The sequence below is a fragment of the Streptomyces sp. NPDC007945 genome, from assembly GCF_042958885.1.
In the GTDB taxonomy this organism is placed as follows: domain Bacteria; phylum Actinomycetota; class Actinomycetes; order Streptomycetales; family Streptomycetaceae; genus Streptomyces.
Genome location: NZ_JBIBJV010000008.1, coordinates 347511 through 371830 on the forward strand (window position 1 = coordinate 347511; position 24320 = coordinate 371830).

The following is a 24320-nucleotide window of genomic DNA, read 5'->3' on the forward strand; positions in this document are numbered from 1 at the left end:
AGCACCCCACCAGGCGCGCCGGCGCCGCCCGGCGGGCCGGACGGCGCCCGCCCCGGCCGTCTCCGCCGACTCGCCCTGACGCCTACGCCTACGGCCCCCGGACCCCTGGCCTGCGTCCTGCTGCGGGCCGGCCTGCCGCTCGCCGAGAGCACCGCCCGCTCCGGTCGCACCGACCACCCGTGAAACCCGCGCCCCGTCACCTCCCGCCGTCGGTGCCCCAGTCGGTGGTCAGGGCCTCCGTGACGGCGACGAGCTGCTCCTGGTCCAGCGGCTGGAGGTGGGAGAGGTGGTTCCTGGCCTTGCTGAGCCTCCGCAGCCGGTCCCGCTGGTCCGAGGGCAGGACCAGGTACCCGGCCACCCGCGCCAGGTCGCCGATCTCCAACTCGGCCAGCGGGGCCGCGGGGAGCCCGTTGCGCACCCGGTGCTCGGACCTGGCCCGCTCCCGGAACTGGTCGAGGTCGACGCCCTTCCGGAGCAGGCCGGGGACGAGTTCCGTCAAGGACGTGCGGGCCTCCTCGACGAGGGGGAGCAGGACCCGGTTCTGGGCGTGGCACACGAGGACCCGCAGTTCGGGGGAGTCGGGGTCGAGGAGCCGGTGGGCGACCACCGGGCGGACGTGCCCGTCCCAGCTGTCGACGACCCCCGACGCCCAGTCGTCGAGGATCTCCGCCGAGGGACGGGAGGCGTGCGCCGTCGACATGCGCCGGGGCCAGCTCCGGCTCTCGCGGTCGTCCACGCCGGGCAGTGCGGTGGTCAGGGCCCGGCGGAGGGACTCCACGTCCCCGCCCTTCCACACCTCGCGCAGGACGAGCGCGCGGTCGACGTCAGGCCCGCAGACCTCCGCGACGACCGAGTCCGTCACCCTGTCGTACAGCGCCTGCGCGGCCGTCGCCGGCGGACGGGGCCGCCAGGCGAGCAGCACCTCGCTGTCCAGACGCGTCCACACCCGCCACCACCAGTGCAGGGTGACCTGGTGCGGACTCGGCCCCCGGCCGAGGGCCCGGGCGGGCAGGTCGTCGACCCGCGCGGCGAAGAGGAAGCGGGGACGCCGCTCCGCCGGCAGCCCCGCCTCCCGGAAGGTGGCGTGGGCCGTGCGCAGCAGCTGTCCCATCTCCTCCGCCGAGTGCTCCTCCCAGCCGCGCACCACCACGGTCGGCGGCGAGCCGGGCGCGTCGCCGCCGACGCCTTCGTCCTGGTCGGCCCCCTCGGACCCCCGGTGCCCGCGGCGGGCCCTCCTCAGCAGCTCGTCCAAGGGGTCGCCCGTCGCCCCCAGCTCCTTGGCGAGGCGGTCGACGAGCGACACTGCCGGGGCCGTACCGGGCGGCTCCGCCGCCGCGAACGGGTCGGCGCCGGGACCGGCCGGGGGCGCCGCCCAGTTCCCGAGGAGGGCGCCGTAGGGGTCGTCGGCGTCGAAGCCGTCGTCCTCCTCGTGCCACGGGTCGAAGAGGACGTGGCCCGGAGCCGGGTCCTGCGCCCCGCCGGAGGTGCGCTGGGCCGGCACGGCGACCACGTCCGGGGCCGGGATTTCCGCCCCGCCGTCCGGCGGTCCGACCGAGCCCGGCACCGGTACGGCCCCGTCGAACCGGTGCAGCAGCTCGCGGAGGAAGAACTCCGCCCGGCCGGACTCCACCACGGTGTCCGGGAAGTACCAGACGCAGTCGAGCCCCGCCCGCAGGTCCCGCTCGACCCGGTCGAGGTGCCGGCGCGGTCCGGGAAGACGCGCCAGGTCCCGCGCCGCGACCGCCGGGACGGAAGGGACGGCGTCCGGTGCCGCCGCCCCGCCGCCGTCCCGGGCGAGGTCCGTCATCGGCCGTCGCCGATCGCCTTCAGGGCCCGGAAGGTGACCGGGTCGAGCGTGCTGCCGCCGTCCTCGACGACATCGAGGACCCCGATGCGGTCGAGCCGGGCAAGGAACCGCTCCGCCGTCTCCAGGGCGCGCTCGGACTCGCTCTCGTCGAAGAGCCCGGCGGCGACGAAGGCCGCCTGGAGGTCGCCGGGGCCCGCGACCGCCTTGCCGGCGGCGTGGTCGTCCTCCTCGTAGAACTGCGCCCAGGCGGTCAGCCGGGCGATGTCGGAGTCGTCCAGACCGGCCAGCCTCAGGTGGCCCTCCGCCCTCTGCGGGCCGGCCATCTCCGCCAGGAGTTCCTTCAGCACGTCCTGCTGCCGCTTGCCCTTCCGCACGTTGGCCATGGCCAGTTCCACGAGGACGGGCCAGCCGCCCGTCACCCGGATCAGGTTCCGCCGGTCGTCCGGGGACGTGAACGGGGACTCCGGCCAGGCGCGCAGGCTGTTGAGGTTCCACCGCTCGGGATGGACCACCCCCACGGCCCCCTCCACCGCCGGAGCGACGTCCGGATCGCACAGGACCACGGCGTAGCGGCGGGGCGGCGCGGAGGAGGCCCCCTCGGGCCGGGCGCTCTCCGTGTACTCCAGGAGCCGTTCGAGGGCCTTCTCCAGCCGGCCGGCGTCCTCGCCCCGGAGGTCGACGAGGAGGAGGCGGGAGCCGACGTTGCGGCGGGAGTTCGCCGTGATGACCTCCGTGAGGTCGCCGCCGGGCCCGACCGGCACGATGGTCAGCCCGTGGCCGTCCACGTGCAGTTCGAGGCCGCGCGCCACCAGGTCCGCGCCGAGCGCGGGGGTGCAGGGCACCAGAGTGGTGCGGGTCGCGTGGTCGAGGATCTCGCTCAGCTGGCCGTCCGTCAGCGGACTCATCCGCTGCACCCGGGTGCGCCGGTCCGAGCCGAGGGACCGCCGGGCGACCTTCGGGTCGTAGTCGTACGGCTGGTCGAACTGGGTGTCGCGGAGCTCGTTCTCCAGCTCGGCCTTGGTGCCGAGCATGTTGACCACGTTGGGGCTGCGCATCGCGTAGACCCGCTCGCCGTCCAGCTTGATCAGCAGGCCGAGGTTGACCATCTCGTCGAGGTAGATGATCAGCTGACGCTCGGTGACCTGCCGGAAGCCCTCGTCCCAGCGCTCACGGGCGTGTTCGAGGAGTTCGGCGGGCCGGTAGCCGTGCCCGTGCCCCTCCTCCCGACTGCGCACGGCGATGAGCAGGGCGAGGACGCGGTAACGGTCCTCCAAGTTGATCGTGTAGCGCAGCCGCTCGGCGATGAGTCCGCGGACCTCCTCCGTGCCCGCGACCTGCTGCACGTCCTCCCAGGTGATCGGAGCGTGGCGGCCCGAGGCGGGCAGCGGCCGCTGCTGCATGTAGGAGACCAGGTGGTCGCAGAAGATCTGGAGCAGGTTGGCCTGGTAGTTGGTCAGACCGAGGATGTGCCAGACCAGGTCGCGGGTCTCGAAGACCAGTCCCACTGCGGCCATCGGCTTCTCCACGAGCTCGACCGCGTCCCTCGGGTCCAGCGGCCCGACCGGCACGTCCCGGCCGCCGTGCGCGGTGACCACGTTGATCAGCCGGTTGAAGCGCTGCACCTGGTGCAGGCCCGCGAGCACGATCTTGAAGTCGCGTCCGGTGTCCTCCATGAGCCGCTGGAGCCGCTTCACTGTCGGGAAGGTGGACTGGCCGCCGCCCGTGTAGACCGCCTGCGCGTCGGCGGTCAGGAAGGCGTCGGCCTCGTCGGCGAGCAGCAGGATGCGCCGCTCCGGCGACGCCGTGATCCACTTCCGGATCGCGTCGGCGACCACGTCGGCCGGCGCCCGATCGGCGATGGTCCCGCTGAGCACCCGCAGCCGCTTCAGCTCGGCGAGCAGCATCCGCCAGATCCCCTCCGGCGGCTCGGCGTGACCGATGTCGGCCTTCATCAGGTCCAGGTAGACCGCGACGCGGTTCTCCGGATCACCCTTCTGGAAGACCTCCGCCGCCTGCCTCAGCAGCGACGACTTGCCGAGCTGGCGCCCGCCGAAGAGAAAGATCGGACCCTGCGGGTCGATCACCGAACGCATCTCGTCCGTCCGCCCCTTGAAGACCTCGGGCGGCACCAGCCCCGCGACGTGCGGGGTGTACGGGGTGTAGCCGGTCCAGGGCAGGGTGACCCGCTGCGTGGCGCGGAAGGAACGCGGCGCCCGCGCGGCCACCCAGCCGACCACCGCCGGGTCGACGACCAGCGCCTGCTGGGTGCGGCCCCGGGACTCCATGGCCAGCCGGCGTCGGTTCTCCACGCCCAGCGGCTGGGTGTAGAGGATGATGTTGGCGCCGATCGCGGACGCCGGCAGGTGCCGCAGCGGTCCTTCGCCGCGGAGCTGGTCGGTGATGACGACCACCTTGTAGGAGCGCCGGGCCTGGGAGCCGAGCGCGGCCACGTATCCGGGCGTGCTCTCCGTGATGTCCGCCCGCACGCTGAGCCGCGTCACCCCCCAGGACGCCGTCTCCACATGGGGTTGGGGCGCCGCGGACAGGCCGAGCAGCCGGAGCACGCTGACGACCTCCCGGCCGATCTTCTGCGCGTCCCGCGCCTGGGCCAGCCGGTCCCAGGCGTCGAGGCCCGCCTTCGCGTTCGACACCAGGGGATCGCCGTCGGCGTAGTGCAGCGCCCACCAGCGGGCGCTGACACCGTCCACGTCAGGCTTGGGCGCCTGGGGGTCGGTCACCCCCGCCAGGAAGCGGGAGAGGACCTCGCCGGCCGGCTCGGTCGGTTCCGGCAGGGCCTGGCCCCGGCGGGTGAAGGTGAGGAGCTCCTCGGCCGCCACCGTCTCCCCGCGGTCCAGCAGCCCGCGGACCCGGGCGGCGTCGGGCGCCGACATGGGGAGCTGGTCGAGCTGTCCGCGCAGCTCGTCCGCCTTCCGCTTCTCCAGCGCGTCGAGCCGCTCGCCGACCTCCAAGATCGCGTGGAGCCGCTCCCGGTAGCGGCCTCCGTGGCCGTCGCCCTCCAGGTCGAGCAGCAGGCCGGCGAACTCCCGCTCGTCCTCGTGGGTCAGCAGGTTGTGCGCACGTACCCGGGCCAGCCCCAGCTGGGCCCTGCGGTGCTCCTTCGCGCACGCGGACCGCCACGCGTCGGTGGCGTCGGCGGACGCCTGCCGGAGCTCGGCGAGCCGGGACGGCGTCAGCTCGACCCCGCCGATCCCGCCCTCGGTGAGCCGCTCCAGGAGCCGCTCGGCCAGGTGCAGATCGCCCTGCTCGCGGTGCCAGGCGAGGGCCTTGGCCGGATCGGCGGAGCCGAGCGCCGCCGAGAGGACGGCGAGGGCCTCCGGGTGGGACAGGTCCGGCAGGTCCCGGCCGTCCTCGGTGAGCCAGGGGAGCCCCGGCACGAGCAGCAGTTCGTCGGCGGGCGGCGGGAACCACACGTCCCGCACCTCGGGTGCGTGCTTCAGGTCGAGCCACCGCAGCAGCAGCGCCAGCAGCGCGCCGCCCACGCCCGGCGCGGGCGGCGCGGACCGGGCCGCCTCGACCGCGGCCTTGAGTTCCCGGCTGATCTCCTTGCCGGAGGCGCGCGGCGCCTCGGCCACCCGGACCGCGTCCTTCAGGAGGTCCTGCACGGTCTTGACGTGCGTGCGCAGCTGGTTGCGGGCGCCCGCGTAGATGTCGTCCTTGGACTGCCGGGGGCTGCGCTTGGCACGGTCGGTCTCGTCGATGAGCCGGTCCACGGCGTCGAGCCGCTTGAAGTGGGTCTCCAGGAGGTCGAACAGCTCCTGTCGGCCCGTCCGGCCCTCGCTCGCGGCCCAGTTCTCGATCGCCTGGAGCGTACGTCCCAGGACGCCGTCCGCCGCCGTGAGCGTCTGGAGCACCACGGTGGCCCGCTGGTAGCGGATCTTGCGCTTCGGCAGGTCGACGGCGAGCTGCCGCGCCTGGTCGGCGAGCCTCTCGTACCGGTCGGCGGGGGTCTCGACGGAGGCCGGCCGCAGCCCGCCGGGCTCGATCTCCGCACCCATGCGGATCGCCTGTACGAGTCCGTCGAGCAGACCCGCCCAGGGCGCGGGCAGTCCGGGGAGCGCCGTGTGCTCGGCGAGGACGGTGCTCGCCCAGCGGGCCGAGATGCTGCTGCGCACGGCCGCGGCGACCAGGACCAGCTGGGCCTCCGGGTCGTCGTCCCAGGGTCGCCGCCTGCCCAGCGCCTCCAGCCGCTCCTCCGCCTTCGCCTGCAGGTCGGAGGCGGCGGCGGCCGAGACGTGGAACGCCGCGTCCGCGAACTCCAGGGCGAGCGTGCGGTGCGCGGGTGCGCCGGCGGCCCGGGTGAGCCAGTACGCCTCCGCCAGCCTGCCCCGCGCCACCAGCTCCGCGACCCGGCCCTGACCGTCGGCCCACACGTCGACCGGGGCCGGCACGGTGTCGGGGTCGTCGGCGGCGTCCGGGAGCGGGGCGGGGGCCTCCGAGGCGGCAGGGGCCTCCGAGGCGGCGAGGGCCTCCGAGGCGGTAGCCGGCTCAGGCGTCGGCTCAGGCTCGGGTTCCGGTTCCGGCTCGGGTTCCGGTTCCGAGGTGGTGGACGGGGTCAGGTCCCGGGTCGGTTCGAGTGCCGGGGCGGGTTCCGGTGCCGGTTCCGCTTCCCGTACGGCGTTCTGGTGGGTCGTGGGGGCGGCTTCCGCCTCCGGGACGGCCGCTTCCTCCTCGGGCTCCGAGGGGCCGTCCTCCGAGGAGTCGCCCTCCGAGGAGTCGCCCTCCGAGGGGCCGTCCTCCGAGGGGCCGTCCTCCGACGGAGCGTCCTGCGAGGAGTCCTCCCCGTCGTCCGTCTCCGGGGTCTCCGCCACCGCCGCCGCGGGCTCATCCTCGCTCCGCAGCCGGGCGAGTTCGGAGTCCAGCTGCGCTATGTGCTCCTCCATGTTCGTGCGGACCAGCGGACTGGTGATCGTCGCCAGCAGCGTCTCGGCCTCCTTGCGGGCCGTCACCACCTTCGCGATCTCCTGCTCGACCAGGCGGCGCTCCTCCTCGTCCGCGCGCAACCGGCCGATCAGCTCCTCGGCGTCGCCCCAGCTCTGTGCCGCGTCCCAGGTCCCCGCCCCGGCCTCGGCGAGGGCGTCGGCCAGTCGCTCGCGCTCGCGCGCCCAGGTGAGGGTCGCCCGCAGGAGCCCGTCGTCCGCCGGGAGCCGTCCGTCGCGGAGCGCGACGGCGAACGCGTCCATGCGGTCGGCCAGTTCCCCGGCGTCGGAGCGGAGGGCGGCCGTCCGCTCCGAGAGGGCGTCGGGGGTCGGGCGTGCCGCCGGCGTCCCGGGCGCTTCGGTGCCGGACGACGCCCCCGGCCCCGGCAGCGGGTCGGCGGCGTCGCCGGGTTCGCCCTTCGTCTCGACGAGACAGGAGGGGCGGTCCCAGATCTCGTTCGACACTGGGGGGCCGTCCTTCCGCGTGGCCTGCTCCAGTTCGTCGCCGTGGCTGTGCACGAGGCGGTGGGCCCGGAGGGTCGGGCGCAGGGCGAGTCCGTACAGCATGAGCCGACCCAGGTCCGTGGGCAGCTGCCGGAGCATCTCGGTCAGCTGGCCGGCGTCGGGATCCCGGAGCCGTTCGCCGTGGCCGAGCTCCTCCAGTCGCGCGCAGCCGACGCTCAGCCCGCAGCCGCTGACCAACCAGAGGAGATCGTCGGGCGCCCGGCTGACCCAGAGCCGCGCCCCGCTCGTCCTGCGCAGCGCCGCCGCCGCGGGACCGCTCGGGTAGTGCAGGAAGTGGCCGCCGTGCGCGCGGTCGATGTGCCGGAACAGTTGCAGCACGAGCCGCGGGCGTTCCAGCAGCCACTGCCTCAGTGTCGAGATGGAATGCATCGGACAGCCCCCTTGCTCCCCTCCAGCCAGCCTGCGCTCAACAAGCTGGTGGACCCACCCAGGTGACTGTCAGTCATATCAGATGGTGGCGGCAAGGGGGCGCGTCGAGACCGAAGGGGCGCGAGGGGGCGCGGAGGAGCGTGAGAGGGGCGTCGCATCCCCTCGGAGAAAAGGGGTGGCGGCGCGTTCGACGCCGTCCTAAGGTGAGGGCCGTACTCAGGCGGCGGTCGTTTCCGCTGCCCTGGAGCCGACGAAGAAGCAGGAGGTGAGGACATTGATGACTGTCACGGTGACGGGCTGTGCCCGCATTCAGGAGTTCATCGTTCCCACCCCTGTGGTCTCCGGCTGACACCCACTCGTAGCGCGCGCTCGGAGCGCGCCGCCGGGGGCCGCCCTTCGAAGGGTCCCCCTTGTTCAACGCTTCGCTTCACCCGCTTTCCCCTTCCACTTCCTCGTCCGTCCTCGACGCCCACGGCTGGGACGCCGGCTGGGCGGAGGCCTTCGCGCCGTACGCCGCTCAGGGGCTCGTCCCCGGGCGGGTCGTCCGGGTCGACCGGGGGCAGTGTGACGTGGCCACGGCCGACGGGGTCGTGCGCGCCGACACCGCGTTCGTGACGCCGCACGATCCGCTGCGCGTCGTCTGCACCGGGGACTGGGCCGCCGTCGATCCCGATGGCGCCGCCGATCCCCGGTACGTGCGGGCCTGTCTGCCGCGGCGGACGGCGTTCGCGCGGTCGACGTCGTCCAAGCGGTCCGAGGGGCAGATCCTCGCGGCCAACGTGGACCACGCCGTCATCACCGTCTCGCTCGCCGTCGAACTGGACCTCGGCAGGATCGAACGCTTCCTCGCCCTCGCCTGGGAGTCCGGTGCCGTGCCCACCGTCGTGCTGTCCAAGGCCGACCTCGTGCCCGACCCGGTCGTGCTCTCGCACCTCGTCGACGACGTCCGCGACGTCGCCCCCGGCGTGGAGGTGGTGCCGCTCAGCTCCGCCACCGGTGACGGGGTCGAGGTGCTGTCGGCCGTCGTCGCCGGCGGTACCACCGTGCTGCTCGGCGTCTCCGGCGCCGGGAAGTCCACCCTCGCCAACGCCCTCGTCGGCGAGGACGTCATGACGGTGCAGGCCGCCCGTGACGTCGACGGGAAGGGCCGGCACACCACGACGACCCGCAACCTCTTCGTGCTGCCCGGCGGCGGCGTGCTCATCGACACCCCGGGGCTGCGCGGCGTCGGGCTGTGGGACGCCGAGGCCGGGGTCGGGCAGACCTTCGCGGAGATCGAGGAACTGGCCGCCGAGTGCCGCTTCCACGACTGCTCCCACGAGACCGAGCCGGGATGCGCGGTGGCCGCCGCCCTCGACGACGGCACGCTGTCCGTACGCCGCCTGGAGAGCTACCGCAAGCTCCTCCGGGAGAACCAGCGGCTCGTCGCCAAGACCGACGCCCGCATGCGCCACGAGATCCGCAAGGACTGGAAGCGCAAGGGCGCCGAGGGGCGGGCCGCCCTGGCCCTCAAGCGGGAGGGCCGGATCCGCTAGACGGCCCGTGATGTCCGAAAGCCGCGAGTGTGCGGCGGTGCGCCGCCGCACACTGGAGGCATGACGGACGACGAGGGCGACACCCTCTACCAGGCGGTGAGCAGCAGGGACGCGCGGTTCGACGGGGAGTTCTTCTTCGCCGTCCGCACCACCGGCATCTACTGCCGGCCCAGCTGCCCCGCCGTCACCCCCAAGCGGCGCAACGTCGCCTTCTTCCCGACGGCCGCCGCCGCCCAGGGCCACGGTTTCCGAGCCTGCCGCCGCTGCCGGCCCGACGCGGTGCCCGGCTCCGCCGAGTGGGACGTCCGCGCCGACGTCGTCGGACGGGCCGTGCGGATGATCGGCGACGGGGTCGTGGACCGCGAGGGCGTCCCCGGCCTCGCCGTCCGGCTCGGCTACAGCACCCGCCAGGTCCAGCGCCAGCTCACCGCCGAGCTGGGCGCCGGACCGGTGGCGCTCGCCCGCGCCCAGCGGGCCCACACCGCGCGCGTCCTGCTCCAGACCACCTCCCTGCCGGTCACCGAGATCGCCTTCGCCGCCGGTTTCGCCTCGGTCCGGCAGTTCAACGACACCATCCGGGCCGTGTACGCCCGCACCCCGACCGAGCTCCGCGCCGAGACCACCGGAGCGGCCGGGCCGCGCGCCGCCACCACCGGCGTACCGCTGCGGCTCGCCTACCGGGGGCCGTACGCCGCCGCCGAGGTCTTCGACCTGCTGGCCGCGGAAGCCCTGCCGGGCGTCGAGGAGGTCACCGGGGAGCGCGGCGCCCGCACCTACCGGCGCACCCTGCGGCTGCCGTACGGCCCCGGGGTCGTCGCCGTGGCGGAAGCGGCGCCCGGCCGCTGGCTGGAGGCGCGGCTGCACCTCGCCGAGCTGCGCGACCTCACCACCGCCGTGCACCGGCTGCGCCGCCTCCTCGACCTCGACGCCGACCCCTACGCGGTCACCGAGCGCCTCGGCGCCGACCCGCGGCTCGCCGCCGCGGTGGCCGCCCGGCCGGGGCTGCGCTCGCCGGGCGCCGCGGATCCGGAGGAGTACGCCCTCCGGACCGTCCTCGGCCCGGCGGAGTCCGCGCGCGTCCTGGCGGAGCTCGGCACGCCCCTCGACAGCCCCGACGGGAGTCTCCACGCGCTCTTTCCCGCGCCCGTGGACCTCGTCGGCCATCCGGTCGCCGGGCCGCTCGCCCGGGCCCTCGCCGACGGTGGCCTCCGGCTCGACGCCGGTGCCGACCGCGACGAGTCCGCGCGGGTCCTCGGGGAGGTCCCCGGTGTCGACGCCCGCGCCGCCGCCCTGATCCGGATCCGGTCGCTCGGCGACCCCGACGTGGCGCCCGTGGGGGATGCGGGGCCCGTGGCGGACGCGGGGGAGTGGGCGCCCTGGCGGTCGTACGCGCGGCGCTACCTGGAGTTCTCGGAGCTCAGCCGAACATGACCGCGCCCGCCCACGCGCCGACGATCAGCAGGCAGGAGAAGAGCTCGACGAGGATGCTGGTGCCGCCGGCGCGCATCGCCGCGCGGGTGGCGGCGCGGGCCTGGCCGTGGCCGCCGAGGCGGCGCCGCTCGCCGAGGTAGATCCCGCCGGCGAAACCGGGGACCGCGCCCAGCACCGGGACCAGGACGAAGCCGAGGAGGGCGCCCGCGCCCGCGTAGCCGACCGTCCTGCGGGTCAGGGCCGCGCCCCGGAAGCGGCGCGGCGGCAGTTGCCAGACCACCACCTGGGTGAGGAGCAGCAGGGCGGTCGAGGAGACCAGCAGGATCCAGGCGAGGCCGGTCTGCTCGTGCAGCGACCACCACAGCACGGCGGCCCACACCAGCCAACTGCCCGGCACGCCGGGGGCCAGGACCCCGAACAGGCCGAGGAGCATGACCGCCGCGACCATCAGGAGCTGCCACACACCCACGGCCCCAGCCTCCCCCACCCGCCGACTTCCCGCAGATCGCGGAGCCCGAAGGGGTGGCCGCCCGAGCCGCCGCCGCGCTTCCCGCGCGGGGACTCCCGGACGCGGGCCGTTCCGGACGCGGGCCGCGCGGGCGCCGCCGCGCCCCTCGCGCGGGGCCGTGGGCAGCGCGGAGGGAAGGGCGCCGCGCGGGAAGCGTGGCGGCGGCGCGGGGCCTCGGGCCGCGCGCCGGGTGCCGCACGCGGGCCCGGAGGCGTGCCCCGGCTCGGGCGGGGCCGGTGCCCGGCGCCGGGCCCGCCCGGCCCGGATGCGCGCCTCAGCACCCCCCGGTACGGGCGCCCCGTCGCGCGACCGTCGAGGACGGACGGTGGCCCCGCCCGGTACGGAGGCGCGTCCCGCCCGCCGGGGACGGAGCCCAACCGCAGGCCCGCCCGGCACGGCCGTGCGCCACGCCCGCCCGGCACCGCCGCGCGCCACGCCCGCCCGGCGCAGCGCCCGACCCCGGCACCTCCCGGCCTGGAGGCGCGCCCCCACCCCGGGCGGCCGCAGCACCGAGCCCGGCCCCGGCAGCGCCCGGCACCGCCCGGCCCCGACACCGCCCGGCACCGACACCCGCCCCCTGCCCTCGCCCCCCAACCGCCCCGGCCCCCTCCCGGAACGGTGCCGGGAAGGGTCAGTTTCTCGCCACCCACCCCTTCTCGTACGCGTGCCAGCCCAGCTGCAGGCGGGTCGTGACGGCGGCCAGTTCCATCAGGCCCTTGACGCGGCGCTGGACGGTGCGCAGGCCCAGGTCCAGTTGTTTGGCGACGCTCGCGTCGGTCATGCCGGCGAGGAGGAGGGAGAGGATCTCCAGGTCGGTGGCGTCGGGGCCGGGGGCCTGGTCCTCGGTGATCTGGGCGCCGACGCCGAGCCGCAGGGGCAGTGCGTCGCGCCAGACGGACTCGAAGAGGCCCATCAGGGACTCCAGGAGTCCGCTGGCGTGGACCACGAGCGCGGCCGGTTCGGCGCCGCGGCCGGTGAGCGGGACCATGGCGAGGGTGCGGTCGGCGACGACCAGCTTGGTCGGGACGCGGTCGACCACCCGGATCTGCTCCTCGCGGCCGAGCGCCGCCGACAGTTCGAGGAGGCCGGAGGGGAGGGTGAGCACCTCCCGCTCGATGACCACCCGGTAGCGGACGCCCCGCCCCGCGGCCAGTTCCTCCGCGTCGTTCTCCAGGCCGGTGACGGCGATCGGCTTGCCGGTGACGAGCGCGCAGACCTCCTCGGTGGCGCCGTGCTGGAGCTGGAAGAAGCGGTGCGCCACCGCGCTCGCGCCGGTCACCACCTCCACCAGGTCGTGGACGGCGGGCTCGGCCGCCTCGGACCGGTACTCCTCCGACAGCAGCGCCGCCGCCAGCTCCGCCTGCTCCAGCTCGTGCCGCTGCTGGGTGAGGAGCGCGCCGAGCGCGACCGCGGGCGGGGCCGCGACCCAGCGGCCGGTGCGGGCGGAGGACTGGGCGGCGAGGCCCTGCGCCTCCAGGCGCCGCAGGGCCCGTTCGGTGTCCGCTTCGGGGAGCGAGAGCCGGTGCGCCAGGTCGGTGACCTCCGCCGCGCCGAGCGCGATCAGCGCCCGGTAGGCGGACTCCTGCCGCTCGTCCAGTCCTATCGAACCCAGCATCGGTTCCCGCCCCTCGCCGTGCCTCCGGGAGCGCGCGCGACGTTCCGCGCGGGTTCTCCGGAGGCATTCGTTCCGTTGGTGACCTGGCGGGAATCGGCCACGGCGTATTCCCGCCGCGCCCATCATCCCTGTACCGCCCTCACCTCTGCCAATGTGGCGCCACCGCAGCACCAACCGCCTCCGGATTCAGGTGACTTGCGCCTGTTGTCCGGATTCAGATGGGGAGAGCGATGCGTCCGATTTCGCGTACGGCCCTGGGAGCGGCGACCGCCGCCGTCCTGGCCGTCACCGCGGCCCTGCCGTCCGCCGCGGCCCAGCCGCCGGCCGGCGGCCCCGCCGACCGCCCGCCGGTCGGCAGCCAGGAGCAGGCCCGGGCCGGAGAGCGAAGCGAGCCGGGGGTCCCCCCGGCCGAAGGCCGGGAGAGGTCCGCCACGGTGACCCTGGTCACCGGCGACCGCGTCCTCGTCCGCCGGGACGAGCGCGGCAACCCCGCCGCCACCGTGCTGCCCCGCGAGGACGGCACCGTGCCGCTGGTCCAGACCCGCCGCTCCGGCCCGGACCTCTACGTCTATCCCGAGGACGCCACCGACGCGCTCGCCGCCGACCGGGTCGACGAGGAGCTCTTCAACGTCACCGGCCTGGTGCGCCAGGGCTACGACGACGCCTCCACCACCACCCTCCCGCTGATCGCCGTCTACGGCTCCGCCGCCACCGCCCGCACCGCCCCGGCCGCCCCGCGCGGCGCGCGCAAGGGCCAGGTCCTCGAGACCATCGGCGGCGTCGCCCTCCGGGCCGACAAGAAGCAGGCCGCCACCTTCTGGTCCGAGATCTCCGCGCCCGCCGCCCGCTCCTCCGCCGCGGCCGTCGAGAAGCTGTGGCTGGACCGCAAGGTCGAGGCCACCCTGGAGCACTCCGCCCGGCAGGTGCACGCCCCGGAGGCGTGGGCCGCCGGTTACGACGGCACCGGCACCAAGGTCGCCGTCCTCGACACCGGAGCCGACACCGGCCACCCGGACCTCCGGGGCCGGATCGTCGCCTCGGAGAACTTCACCGACTCCGACACCTCCGAGGACCGCGGAGGCCACGGCACCCACACCCTCTCCACCGTCGGCGGCTCCGGCGCCGCGAGCGGCGGCAGGAACAAGGGCGTCGCCCCCGGTACCGCCCTCCTCAACGGCAAGGTCCTCAACGACTCCGGATCCGGCGCCACTTCGTGGATCATCGCCGGCATGGAGTGGGCCGTCGCCCAGGGCGCCGACGTCGTCTCCATGAGCCTCGGCAACCCCTCCGAGACCGACTGCGACGACCCGATGAGCGCCGCCGCCGAACAACTCGCCCGGAACGAGGGCACCTTGTTCGTCGTCGCGGCGGGCAACGCGGGCCCCACCCTCAACTCCGTCTCCTCGCCCGGCTGCGCCCCCGGCGTCCTCACCGTCGGCGCCACCGACCGCGACGACTCCACCGCCTGGTTCTCCAGCCGCAGCCCCGTCCCCGACGAGGCCCACACCCTCAAGCCGGAGATCGCCGCCCCCGGCGTCGGCATCTCCGCCGCGGCGGCCGGCGGACGCGGCCTCTACGCGTACCAGGCGATGTCCGGCACCTCGATGGCCACCCCGCACGTCGCGGGCGCCGCCGCCATCCTGAAGCAGCGTCATCCCGACTGGACCGCCCAGCAGTTGAAGGCCGCGCTGGTGGCCTCCGCCGAGACCGACATACCCGGCGACGTCCGCGAGACCGGCGCCGGCCGGCTCGACGTCGAGGCCGCGATCGGCCAGACGGTGCTCTCCGCCCCCGCCGTCCAGGCAGGCACCTACCACTGGCCGCAGGACAAGAGCGACCGCACCACGGTCACCGTCCCCTACACCAACACCTCCGACGCCCCGGTCACCCTCGACCTCGCCGTCGAGAAGGTCACCGGCAACGACGGCTCCGCGATCCGCTCCACCGTCGCCCGCCTCGGCAAGCGCACCGTCACCGTCCCCGCCGGAGCGACCGTCCGGGTCCCCCTGGCCGTCGACCCCACCGCCCGCCTGGAGCGCGCGCAGTACGGCGACGTCACGGGCAGGATCGTCGCCACCGGCCGCGGCGGCGTCCACGTCTCCACCCCGTTCTCGCTGTACGTCGAACCCGAGAAGGTCACCCTCCGCGTCAAGCTGATCGACCGCCTGGGCAAGCCGGCCGACGGAGCCTCCTCGCTCGACGTCATCGGCACCGACGACGCCACCGGCGAGCGCCGCTTCAACGAGGGCGCCACCGACCAGGTCTTCCGGGTGCGCCCCGGCAGCTACTTCCTCACCTCCTTCGTCACCACCCCCGACGCCGGCGAGGGCGCCACGCTGACCGACTCGCTCACCCACCTGGCCCGCCCTCAGGTTGAGGTCACCCGGGACACCACCGTCGTCCTCGACGCCCGCAAGGCCGCCCGCCTCTCGATCCGCACCGACCGGCCGTCCGAGGTCCGCGGCACCACCCTGGCCTTCGCCCGCACCTGGGACGACGTCTGGGCGCACTCCGGGACCGCCCTCGGCCCCCGCACCATCCGCTCCTTCCACGCCTCCGTCGAGGGCGAGGCCCGCGACGGCTCCTTCGAGTCCGGGAGCTACTGGCGCGCCGCCGCCCCGCAGCTCACCTCGCTGCGCACCGGCGACGGCCTGGACCTCCACCCGGTGACCGCCTCCACCGGCTCCGACAACCTCGACGGCACCGGCTCCGCCCGGCTCGTCGACGCCGGGAGCGGCACCCCGGCCGAGCTGAAGGCCGCCGGCGTCCAGGGCCGCCTCGCCCTGGTCCGCCTCCCCGACGACACCACGAGCGTCGCCGTCCTCGCCCGCGACGCCAAGGCCGCCGGCGCGATCGGCGTCGTCGTCCACCACGACTCGCCCCTCCGCTGGTACCCGACCGGCGGTTTCACCGGCGCCGGTCTCCCCGCCCTCGCGGTCCCCGCCGCCGAGGCCGCCGCACTCCGCGAGCGGCTCGCCGCCAGCGAGGTCACCCTGCACTGGCAGGCCACGGCCGAGCCGCCCTACGTCTACAGCCTCGCCTTCCCCGAGACCGGCGAGGTCGACCGGGACCGCGTCCACCGGGTCCGCGACTCCCGCCTCGGCCGCTCCGAGGTCACCTACGGCTCGGCCGGCGTCGACGCGGACTTCATGAACTTCCCCGCCGCGTACCGCCCCAACGGACTCGCCGTCGGCTTCGCGGGCCTGGAGACCGTCCCCGCCCCGGGCGGCCGCACCGAGTACCACACGACCGGCGACACCGCCTGGCAGCAGCTGACCGGCAGCAGCTTCCCCTACGGCGAACTGATGGTCGGCGACCGGCACACGTACACCCCCGGCGAGCGGCGCACCGAGACCTGGTACGACGGCGTCCTCGTGCCGACCGCACCGCGCGACGCCGACGGCGAACCCGTCCTCGTCTCCGAGCGCCAGGGCAATCTGATCGGCTTCGCCGCCGCGATGTGGGGCGACGGCACCCACCACGCCGAGCCCGGCTCCTTCGGCGACCTCGGCAACCTGCGGCTGCGCCGCGACGGCGAGCTCATCGACGAGACCGCCTGGCCCTTCGGCGTCTTCGAAGTGCCCGCCGAGCAGGGCACGTACGAGCTGGAACAGAACACCGCGAAGCTCGGCAACCGGAACTGGGCCCGCTCCACCTCGGTGCGGACGATCTGGAAATTCACCTCCCGGCTCGACGAGACGGTCTATTCTCAGGGCATCCCGATTCTCTTCCCCCGGTACGACCTGCCGGAGGACGGACTCAAGACCCTCGCGGCGACGGACGGCCAGAAGATCCGCCTCACCGCGACCGGGCACGCCGGCTACCAGCCGGCCGCTCTCACCTCGGCCACGCTCTCGTACTCCTATGACGGCGGTACGACCTGGACCGAAGCACCGGTCTCCCAGCAGGACGGCACCTGGACCGCGACCGTGGACCACGCGGGCGCGACGGGCAGGCCGGTCACCCTGAGGACCGAACTGACGGACGCCCGCGGCAACTCCGTCACCCAGACCGTGGTCCGCGCTTACGACGTGCGCTGACCACGCCGGTCCGCCGGACGTCCTTCCCGTGGGGGGTGGGGTCGTCCGGCGGACCACCCATTCGCAGCAACGGTTTTCCTCGTGTCCCGTTTTCCAGGGCCGCCCGCGGTGGACAATAAGGGCATGACTCAGCAGGGGGACAACTGGTGGGACGCGCTCTACGAGGACGCGGCGGAGGACCTCACGCCGACGCCCTCGCCCGACTCGCTGGACGCCCACTTCACGTCCGCCACCCAGGCCACGCAGGCTCCCGGATCCGCCGAGGCGGCCCCGCCACCGGTGCCCCCCGCACCGCCCGCGGAGCCCCTCCGGACCGCCCCGCCGCCGGTGCCCTCCGCACCGCCCGCGCCCACGGTGCCGCCCGCGCCCTCCACGCCGCCGGCACCACCCGCGCCGCCCGTGCCCTCCGCGCCGCCCCGGCCCACCGTGCTCGGGCCGGCGCCGTGGGAAGCACCGGTCACGGGGCCCCGCACCTTCCCGGCACCGCCCCCGGTCCCCGTGCAGCCCGAGCCCGAGCCCGAGCCCGTACGCGAACAGGAACCCGGGGCGGACGCCACCGTGTCGGTCGAACCGCCCGCCCCCGGCCACGAGCCGACCGTCCAGGTGACCATGCCCCGGCCCCGCACCGGCTTCCTCGGCAGCCGTCCGCCGACGTACGAGGCCGAGCCCACCGCCCTGCCCGCCGCGCGCCCCGGCGAACTCGCCGACCTGGTCGCGGACACCGTCCTCGACGGCGCCCGCTACGGCACCGCCACCCTGCGCGCCGCCTCCGTCCGCGGCGACTCCGCCCGCTACCGCGGCGAGCCCCGCCGCGACGCCCTCCTCACCGCCCGCTTCGGCCACGACGAGACCGCGCTCCTCCTCGTCGCCGTGGCGGCCGGCTCCCGCGCCGCCGACGAGGCGCACCTCGCCGCCGCCGACGCCTGCCGCTGGATCGGCGAGGCCGTCGGCCGCAGCCACGCCCGGCTCTCCGAGGACATCCGCTCCGGCCGCCGCGGCGAGCTCAAGTCGGGCCTCCAGCGGCTCACCGACCGCACCTACGGACGGCTGCGGGCCCGCGCCGTCGAGCGGGGCCTGGCGCCCGACGCGTACACCGCCACCCTGCGCTGCCTGCTCATCCCCGCCGACCCCGACTGCCGCACCCGGGTCTTCTTCGGCATCGGCGGCGGCGGACTCTTCCGGCTCCGCGACGGTGCCTGGCAGGACATCGAGCCGCTCCTTCCCGACCCGGCCTCGGTGACCGGCGCGCCCGTCGTGGGCTTCGGCTCGACGCCCCCGCACGGCACGCCCGAGGTGACCGACGAGGGCGACCGGCTCACCATGGACCTCGGCGTCACCACCGCCCCCGGGCCGCTCGTCGAGGAACCCGTCCCGCCGCCGGCCGAACCCTTCCGCTTCCGCGCCTCGGTGGCCCGGCCCGGCGACACCCTGCTCCTGGCCTCGCCCGGCCTCGCCGAACCGATGCGCGGCGAGCCCGCCCTCGCCCAGGAGCTGGCGGCCCGCTGGGCCGGCGCCGAACCGCCGGGCCTCGCCGCCTTCCTCGCCGACACCCAGCTGAGGGTGACGGGTTACGCCGATGACCGTACGGGGGCCGCCGTCTGGGAGGCGTGAGGCGCCGGGCCGTGTGTTGATGGATCCATGGCCAAACAGAACGTAGCGGAGCAATTCGTCGACATCCTCGTCCGCGCCGGAGTACAGCGGCTCTACGGTGTGGTCGGCGACAGCCTGAACCCGGTCGTCGACGCCATCCGGCGCAACCCCGCCATCGACTGGATCCAGGTGCGCCACGAGGAGACCGCCGCCTTCGCCGCGGGCGCCGAGGCGCAGATCACCGGCCGCCTCGCCGCCTGCGCCGGTTCCTGCGGACCGGGCAACCTCCACCTCATCAACGGCCTGTACGACGCCCACCGCTCGATGGCCCCCGTGCTCGCCCTCGCCTCCCACATCCCGTCCAGCGAGATCGGGCTCGGCTTCTTCCAGGAGACCCACCCCGACCAGCTGTTCCGCGAGTGCAGCCACTACAGCGAACTCATCTCCAACCCGCGGCAGATGCCCCGGCTGCTGCACACCGCCGTGCAGCACGCCGTCGGCCGCGGCGGCGTCTCGGTGGTCGCGCTCCCCGGCGACATCGCCGACCAGCCCGCCCCCGAGAAGAGCGCCGGCTCCGCGCTCGTCACCTCCCGGCCCACCGTCCGCCCCGGCGACTCCGAGATCGACGCCCTGGTCCGGATGATCGACGCGGCCGAGCGGGTGACGCTGTTCTGCGGCAGCGGAACCGCCGGCGCCCACCCCGAGGTCATGCAGTTCGCCGAGCGGCTCAAGGCCCCCGTGGGCCACGCCCTGCGCGGCAAGGAGTGGATCCAGTACGACAACCCCTTCGACGTCGGCATGAGCGGCCTGCTCGGCTACGGCGCCGCCTACGAGGCCACCCACGAGTGCGACCTGCTGATCCTGCTCGGCACCGACTTCCCGTACAACGCCTTCCTCCCCGACGACGTGCGGATCGCGCAGGTCGACGTCCGGCCCGAACACCTCGGTCGCCGCTCCCGGCTCGACCTCGCCGTCTGGGGCGACGTCCGCGAGACCCTGCGCTGCGTCACGCCCCGGATCCGGCAGCGCACCGACCGGCGCTTCCTCGACAAGATGCTGAAGAAGCACGCCGACGCCCTGGAAGGCGTGGTGAAGGCCTACACCCGCAAGGTCGAGAAGCACACCCCGATCCACCCCGAGTACGTGGCCTCCGTCCTGGACGAACTCGCCGACGACGACGCGGTCTTCACCGTCGACACCGGCATGTGCAACGTGTGGGCGGCCCGGTACCTCACCCCCAACGGGCGCCGGCGGATCATCGGTTCCTTCAGCCACGGCTCCATGGCCAACGCCCTCCCGCAGGCGATCGGCGCCCAGTTCACCGACCGGGGACGGCAGGTCGTCACGCTCTCCGGCGACGGCGGGTTCTCCATGCTCATGGGCGACTTCCTCACCCTCGTCCAGTACGAACTCCCGGTGAAGATCGTGCTGTTCAACAACTCCTCGCTCGGCATGGTCGAGCTGGAGATGCTGGTCGCCGGGCTCCCCTCGTACGGGACGGCCAACAGGAACCCCGACTTCGCCGCCGTCGCCCGGGCCGCCGGCGCCTACGGCGTCCGCGTCGAGAAGCCCAAGCACCTGGCCGGGGCCCTCAGGGACGCCTTCAAGCACAAGGGCCCCGCCCTCGTCGACGTCGTCACCGACCCCAATGCCCTCTCCATCCCTCCGAAGATCAGCGCCGAGATGGTCACCGGCTTCGCCCTCTCCGCCGGCAAGATGGTGCTGGACGGGGGAGTGGGCCGGATGCTCCAGATGGCGCGATCCAATCTGCGCAACGTGCCCCGCCCCTGAGGGCGCCGGGCGCGGCGCATGCGGACCGGCTCGCGGGGCAGGCTCTTCCGTGAGCCTGTTCGACGCGATCGTGGGTGGGGGCTATGGCCGGGAACGCACGACAGCCGACTCGGCTGCTCAGGAAGGTGGGTGGGGCGGAGCTGACGGCGGTGCCGGAGGTACGCCACGCGTTACGCGAGTTGCTCGGTGCCTGGGGCGGACCGGACGCCGGGGCCGTCGCCGAACTGCTCACGAGTGAACTGGTCACCAACGCGCTGGTCCACACCGCCCACGGCGCGGTCGTCACCGCGACCGTCGATCCCGGCCAGCTCCGGGTCGAGGTCCGTGACTTCGAGCCCGGTCTCGCCACCCCGCCCGCACCGCCCGCCGACGACGGTACGAGCGGCCGGGGGCTCTTCCTGGTGCGGGAGCTCGCCGACTCGTGGGGGGTCGAGGAGCGCGACACCGGGAAGGTCGTCTGGTTCGAACTGAACGGCGGGGCCGCCTGAAGGCGGCCCCGCCGTAGGGGTTGTCACGGACCCGGCGCGAGGTGCCACGGGCCCGCTTGGGGTGGAGCGGTGCCCTCAGCCGAGCAGCCGCTCCATCTCGGAGATCTTCGCCTCCAGGGAGTCGAGTCGTGGCAGGGCCTGGGTGTCGTCCTCGGCGGTGAGGTCCACCGTCCGCGACTCCCGCTGCTCACTCTCCCTGACGGCTTGCAGGGAGGGCCGGGGCCGAAGGGGCAGTTGTCCCGGGTCCGCTATGGCGGGTTCCGCGACGGCCGCCGTCACCGACGCCGTCGCGGAACCCGGCCCGGACACGGAGGCCTGGCCCCCGCCGGTCCCGGAGGCGGCGGAGAGCGCCGCCACCTCCACCTGGCGCCCGCCGCCCCGGCCGAAGGCCCGGTGCTGACGGTTGAGCGCCTTGATCTGCGCCCGGTCGAGCTTGGCCTGCTCGCGCCGGCGGATCCTGTTCCGCTCCTTCTCGCGCCGGTCCTCCCGGACCTCGTCCACGGCCTCGTCCAGGGTCCGTACGCCTTCCAGGAGCATCAGCGACCAGGCGGCGAAGGTCTCCCGGGGAGCCCTCATCCACCGCACGATCCGGATCTGCGGCAGCGGACGGGGCACCAGGCCCTGTTCGCGCAGCGCCGCCCGGCGGGTCTGCTTCAGCGCCCGGTCGAAGAGGACCGCCGCCGACAGGGACATCCCCGCGAAGAACTGCGGGGCCCCGTCGTGGCCCAGGCCGCGCGGCGCGTGCACCCAGTTGAACCAGGCGGCCGCGCCCGCGAAGAGCCAGACCAGGAGGCGCGAGCCGAGGGCCGCGTCGCCGTGGCTGGCCTCGCGGACGGCGAGCACCGAGCAGAACATGGCGGCACCGTCGAGGCCGAAGGGGACCAGGTACTCCCAGCCGCCCGTCAGGTTGAGGTTCTGCCGGCCGAAGCCGACGAGCCCGTGGAAGGAGAGCGCCGCCGCGACGGCGGCGCAGCAGAACAGCAGTCCGTACGAGGCGAAGCCATAGATGGCCTCCTTGCGTCTGCGCCGCTCCTCGCTGCGTTCCCAGGAGTCCTCGGCCGCGGCCTGGTCACCGGCGCGCTTCCCGCGCGCGAGCACCGCCACCGCCGTCAGGACTCCGGCGACCATCACGCCGCCCGGAAGCAGCCAGTCCAGCGATATGTCGGTCAGTCTCATGCGGTGTCCCTCGCATCGCAGTCGGGCGTTGGGCCGCCCATACTGTCCGACCGAACACGGGACGTACGGGGTTTCGGGGCAAGAGCACGCCAACGAGGGTCCACGGCCTACGAATGGGGACGTTCTGGTCGAACGCAATGCCGTGGGGGCGGAGTTACGTTCGATTCACGCCACCCTTCCGGGTGGCGTAATCCTCAGGCGGTCGCGGCGAGCCTCCGCACCCGGTCCGCGTCGCAGGTGCGCGGGCAGGTGAGGCAGGTGTCCTCGGGGCGCAGCGTGTAGAAGAAGCAGCAGGTGGCGCGGTCCCGGGTGGCGCGCGGAGCGCCGTCCGGCCCCTCGCTCCCGGGCAGCGGCCGGAAGCCGGCCCCGCCCGCGTACGGCTTCTCCGGCCGGCCGGTGGCCCCGGGGAGCAGCAGCTCCAGTTCGTCCATCGCCCGCTCCTCCTCGCCGAGGAGGGCGCCGATGTACCAGAGGCTCTCGACGATCTCGTCCGTCACCATCCCCCACAGCGCGCGGCGGCCCCGCCGCATCCGGGGGCCGAAGCCCCCGAGGAGGGCCTCGAAGTGCTCGGCGAGCGAGGCCCGGACCTCCGCGCGCAGCGCGTCCTCGTCCGCGACCACGCGGGCGCCGGGCAGCGCGGCCGCCGGGTCGCCGGGAAGGCAGGCGAACTCCTCGACGCGGACCGCCATCCGGCCGCGGGTCCGCTGGAAGGAGACCGCCGTCACCGGGAGGCGGGGGACCCGGCGGTGCAGGAACCAGGGGAGGGTGACGAGGAGGCAGGCGGGCCAGGCGTACCGGTGGAGCCCGAAGCTCGCGATGACGTCGGGGCGGGCCTGCTGGCCGTGGTCGCGGAGCACCTGCGCGTTGTCCCAGGCGAGGAAGGCGTCCAGGGTGGGCCCGCCGGCCGCGAGCTCCTCGGCGAGGACCCATCCGGCACCGCGCGGCAGCCGCTCGCTCTCGGCCGTCTCCTCTATCCGCAGGCCGGAGAAGACCTCGGCGAGCCGGGCGTACGAGGCCGCGACGGGCGAGGCGTGGAGCGAGGGCAGCAGAGCGGGGACGGTCATGCGGACCACCGAATCGCGATCGTTAGCAGGTAAGCCTTACCTTACCCGAATCGCCATCCTGTCTCACCCCCGGCCGGCCCGCCCCCGTGGGCGTCATCCCGCGGAACGGTCCGTTCGCCTATGGTGCACAGGGGACCCGGGCCGCGCGAGCCGGGCCCGGCACGAGGCCGCAGGAGGACCCGGGTGGAGCACGGCGTAGCACGCGAGCGGACGACGGACGGACCGCCCGCGCGCCCCGGCGACCCCACGATCGACTTGCCCGCCCCTGCCGACGCCGGGACCGGGCCGTCTGCCCCTGGCGATGCCGCGACCGGCACGGGAGTCCGTGGCGGTGCCCCGACCGGCCCGTACGCCCCTGACGGCATCGGGACTGGCCCTGGCGCGACCCGCGGCGGTCCCGCGACCGGCCCGTACGCCCCCGACGGCGCCGCATCCGGCCCGTACGCCCCCGGCGATCCCGCGTCCGGTGCATACGCCCCTGGTGGCACCGGGAGCCCTCACGCGCCCGGCCGCCATGCCCCTGGCGGTGCCGAAACCGACCCGCACGCCCCCGCTGCCCCTGCGGCCGACCCGCACGCCCCCGGCGCCTGCGCAACCGACCCGCAGCATGCCCCGGCGGGCGGTGCGGTGTCCGGTGGCGTCGCGGCGCCCGTTCGCGTACCCGAGCAGGCTCGGGGGGAGGTGCCCCTCGTCGGGGGTGGGCCGCGGGCCGTGCGGCGGCACTCCGTGCGGGGGCAGGTCCTCGACGCGCTGCGCACCGCGCTCGTCGCGGGTGAGCTGCGGCCCGGCGAGGTGTACTCGGCCCCCGCCCTCGGCGAGCGCTTCGGCGTCTCCGCGACGCCCGTCCGCGAGGCGATGCAGCGCCTCGCCGTCGAGGGGGCCGTCGAGGTCGTGCCCAACCGCGGCTTCCGCGTCGTCGTCCGCACCGCCCGCGAGCTGGCCGAGCTGGCCGAGGTCCGCGCCCTCATCGAGGTCCCGGTCATGCTGCGGCTCGCCCGCACCGTCCCGGCCGCCCGCTGGGCCGCGCTCCGGCCGTTCGCGGAGGCGACGGGCGCCGCCGCCGCCCGCGGCGACCGCGCGCACTACGCGGAGACCGACCGCGCCTTCCACCGCGAGGTCCTGGCCCTCGCCGGCAACGAACAGCTCCTCGTGATCGCCGACGACCTCCACCGCCGCTCCCAGTGGCCCCTGCTCAGCGCCCCCGTCCCGCGCCACGCGGATCTGGTCGCCGACGCCGCCGAGCACTCCGCCCTCCTCGACGCCCTCGTCGCCCAGGACCTCCCGGTCGTGGAGTCCCTGGTGCGCGAGCACTTCACCGGCGCCGACGGCTGACGGCCGCCGCGCCGCCGGAGCCCCCGTGCGGCGCCCCGGACGTCCCCGGCCCCCGCCGGGACCGTGGTTTCCGGCGCCGGCGCGTCCCGGAGGGGCCGGTCTCGGACGGGGC

Annotated in this window: 13 protein-coding genes; 7 read left to right on the top strand and 6 right to left on the bottom strand. The window is 75.1% G+C overall.

The window, feature by feature from the left end:
• Positions 1–196: 196 nt before the first annotated feature.
• Together ACFZCF_RS25655 and ACFZCF_RS25660 are read right to left on the bottom strand one after the other, a co-directional pair.
• Complete coding sequence (locus ACFZCF_RS25655; protein ID WP_391289038.1) at positions 197–1807, bottom strand: hypothetical protein; 1611 nt, start codon at positions 1805–1807, stop codon at positions 197–199.
• Positions 1804–7638 (bottom strand): hypothetical protein, encoded by a 5835-nt coding sequence (locus tag ACFZCF_RS25660; RefSeq protein WP_391289039.1) that lies wholly within the window; start codon positions 7636–7638, stop codon positions 1804–1806. The genes ACFZCF_RS25655 and ACFZCF_RS25660 overlap by 4 nt, the downstream gene beginning before the upstream one ends.
• 410 nt (positions 7639–8048) lie before the next feature.
• Here ACFZCF_RS25660 and rsgA point away from each other — a divergent pair, with 410 nt between their 5' ends.
• Together rsgA and ACFZCF_RS25670 are read left to right on the top strand one after the other, a co-directional pair.
• A complete protein-coding gene (gene rsgA, locus ACFZCF_RS25665) occupies positions 8049–9173 on the top strand; it encodes a ribosome small subunit-dependent GTPase A (RefSeq protein WP_388448767.1) in 1125 nt (374 codons plus the stop codon).
• Between the two features lie 60 nt (positions 9174–9233).
• Positions 9234–10604 carry an AlkA N-terminal domain-containing protein gene (locus tag ACFZCF_RS25670; protein ID WP_391289041.1) on the top strand — a complete coding sequence of 457 codons (1371 nt, stop codon included), beginning with the start codon at positions 9234–9236 and terminating at the stop codon, positions 10602–10604.
• Here ACFZCF_RS25670 and ACFZCF_RS25675 read toward each other — a convergent pair.
• Entirely contained in the window at positions 10591–11073 is a 483-nt protein-coding gene (locus ACFZCF_RS25675) for a DUF456 family protein (RefSeq protein WP_391289043.1), read from the bottom strand. The genes ACFZCF_RS25670 and ACFZCF_RS25675 overlap by 14 nt on opposite strands.
• Before the next feature lie 670 nt (positions 11074–11743).
• Positions 11744–12727, bottom strand: coding sequence for a helix-turn-helix domain-containing protein (locus ACFZCF_RS25680; RefSeq protein WP_391289045.1), 984 nt, complete (start codon positions 12725–12727; stop codon positions 11744–11746).
• Positions 12728–12957: 230 nt separating this feature from the next.
• Here ACFZCF_RS25680 and ACFZCF_RS25685 point away from each other — a divergent pair, with 230 nt between their 5' ends.
• From ACFZCF_RS25685 to ACFZCF_RS25700, 4 genes are all read left to right on the top strand, one after another.
• Entirely contained in the window at positions 12958–16767 is a 3810-nt protein-coding gene (locus ACFZCF_RS25685; protein WP_391289047.1) for a S8 family serine peptidase, read from the top strand.
• A gap of 123 nt (positions 16768–16890) precedes the next feature.
• Complete coding sequence (locus ACFZCF_RS25690) at positions 16891–18378, top strand: protein phosphatase 2C domain-containing protein (RefSeq protein ID WP_391289049.1); 1488 nt, start codon at positions 16891–16893, stop codon at positions 18376–18378.
• A 27-nt stretch (positions 18379–18405) separates the two neighbouring features.
• Positions 18406–20148: a pyruvate dehydrogenase gene (locus tag ACFZCF_RS25695; protein WP_388448755.1), complete on the top strand. Its 1743-nt coding sequence runs from the start codon at positions 18406–18408 to the stop codon at positions 20146–20148.
• Between the two features lie 83 nt (positions 20149–20231).
• Positions 20232–20636: an ATP-binding protein gene (locus ACFZCF_RS25700; protein WP_391289051.1), complete on the top strand. Its 405-nt coding sequence runs from the start codon at positions 20232–20234 to the stop codon at positions 20634–20636.
• 75 nt (positions 20637–20711) lie between these two features.
• Here the strand turns inward: ACFZCF_RS25700 and ACFZCF_RS25705 are convergent, their stop codons facing one another.
• Both ACFZCF_RS25705 and ACFZCF_RS25710 read right to left on the bottom strand, forming a co-directional pair.
• Positions 20712–21812, bottom strand: a complete 1101-nt coding sequence (locus ACFZCF_RS25705; protein WP_388448751.1) for a DUF2637 domain-containing protein — start codon at positions 21810–21812, stop codon at positions 20712–20714.
• Positions 21813–22006: 194 nt separating this feature from the next.
• The gene (locus ACFZCF_RS25710) at positions 22007–22876 is read right to left on the bottom strand and encodes a (2Fe-2S)-binding protein (protein ID WP_388448749.1); all 870 of its coding nucleotides are present in this window, start codon (positions 22874–22876) and stop codon (positions 22007–22009) included.
• 627 nt (positions 22877–23503) lie between these two features.
• Between ACFZCF_RS25710 and ACFZCF_RS25715 the strand changes: the two genes are divergently transcribed.
• Positions 23504–24208, top strand: a complete 705-nt coding sequence (locus ACFZCF_RS25715) for an FCD domain-containing protein (protein ID WP_391289053.1) — start codon at positions 23504–23506, stop codon at positions 24206–24208.
• Positions 24209–24320: the final 112 nt, after the last annotated feature.

Coding starts and splice junctions, on each gene's coding strand:
- ACFZCF_RS25655 (WP_391289038.1), bottom strand. CDS start 1,807: ATGACGGACCTCGCCCGGGACGGCGGCGGGGCGGCGGCACCGGACGCC.
- ACFZCF_RS25660 (WP_391289039.1), bottom strand. CDS start 7,638: ATGCATTCCATCTCGACACTGAGGCAGTGGCTGCTGGAACGCCCGCGG.
- ACFZCF_RS25670 (WP_391289041.1), top strand. CDS start 9,234: ATGACGGACGACGAGGGCGACACCCTCTACCAGGCGGTGAGCAGCAGG.
- ACFZCF_RS25680 (WP_391289045.1), bottom strand. CDS start 12,727: ATGCTGGGTTCGATAGGACTGGACGAGCGGCAGGAGTCCGCCTACCGG.
- ACFZCF_RS25685 (WP_391289047.1), top strand. CDS start 12,958: ATGCGTCCGATTTCGCGTACGGCCCTGGGAGCGGCGACCGCCGCCGTC.
- ACFZCF_RS25690 (WP_391289049.1), top strand. CDS start 16,891: ATGACTCAGCAGGGGGACAACTGGTGGGACGCGCTCTACGAGGACGCG.
- ACFZCF_RS25695 (WP_388448755.1), top strand. CDS start 18,406: ATGGCCAAACAGAACGTAGCGGAGCAATTCGTCGACATCCTCGTCCGC.
- ACFZCF_RS25700 (WP_391289051.1), top strand. CDS start 20,232: ATGGCCGGGAACGCACGACAGCCGACTCGGCTGCTCAGGAAGGTGGGT.
- ACFZCF_RS25705 (WP_388448751.1), bottom strand. CDS start 21,812: ATGAGACTGACCGACATATCGCTGGACTGGCTGCTTCCGGGCGGCGTG.
- ACFZCF_RS25710 (WP_388448749.1), bottom strand. CDS start 22,876: ATGACCGTCCCCGCTCTGCTGCCCTCGCTCCACGCCTCGCCCGTCGCG.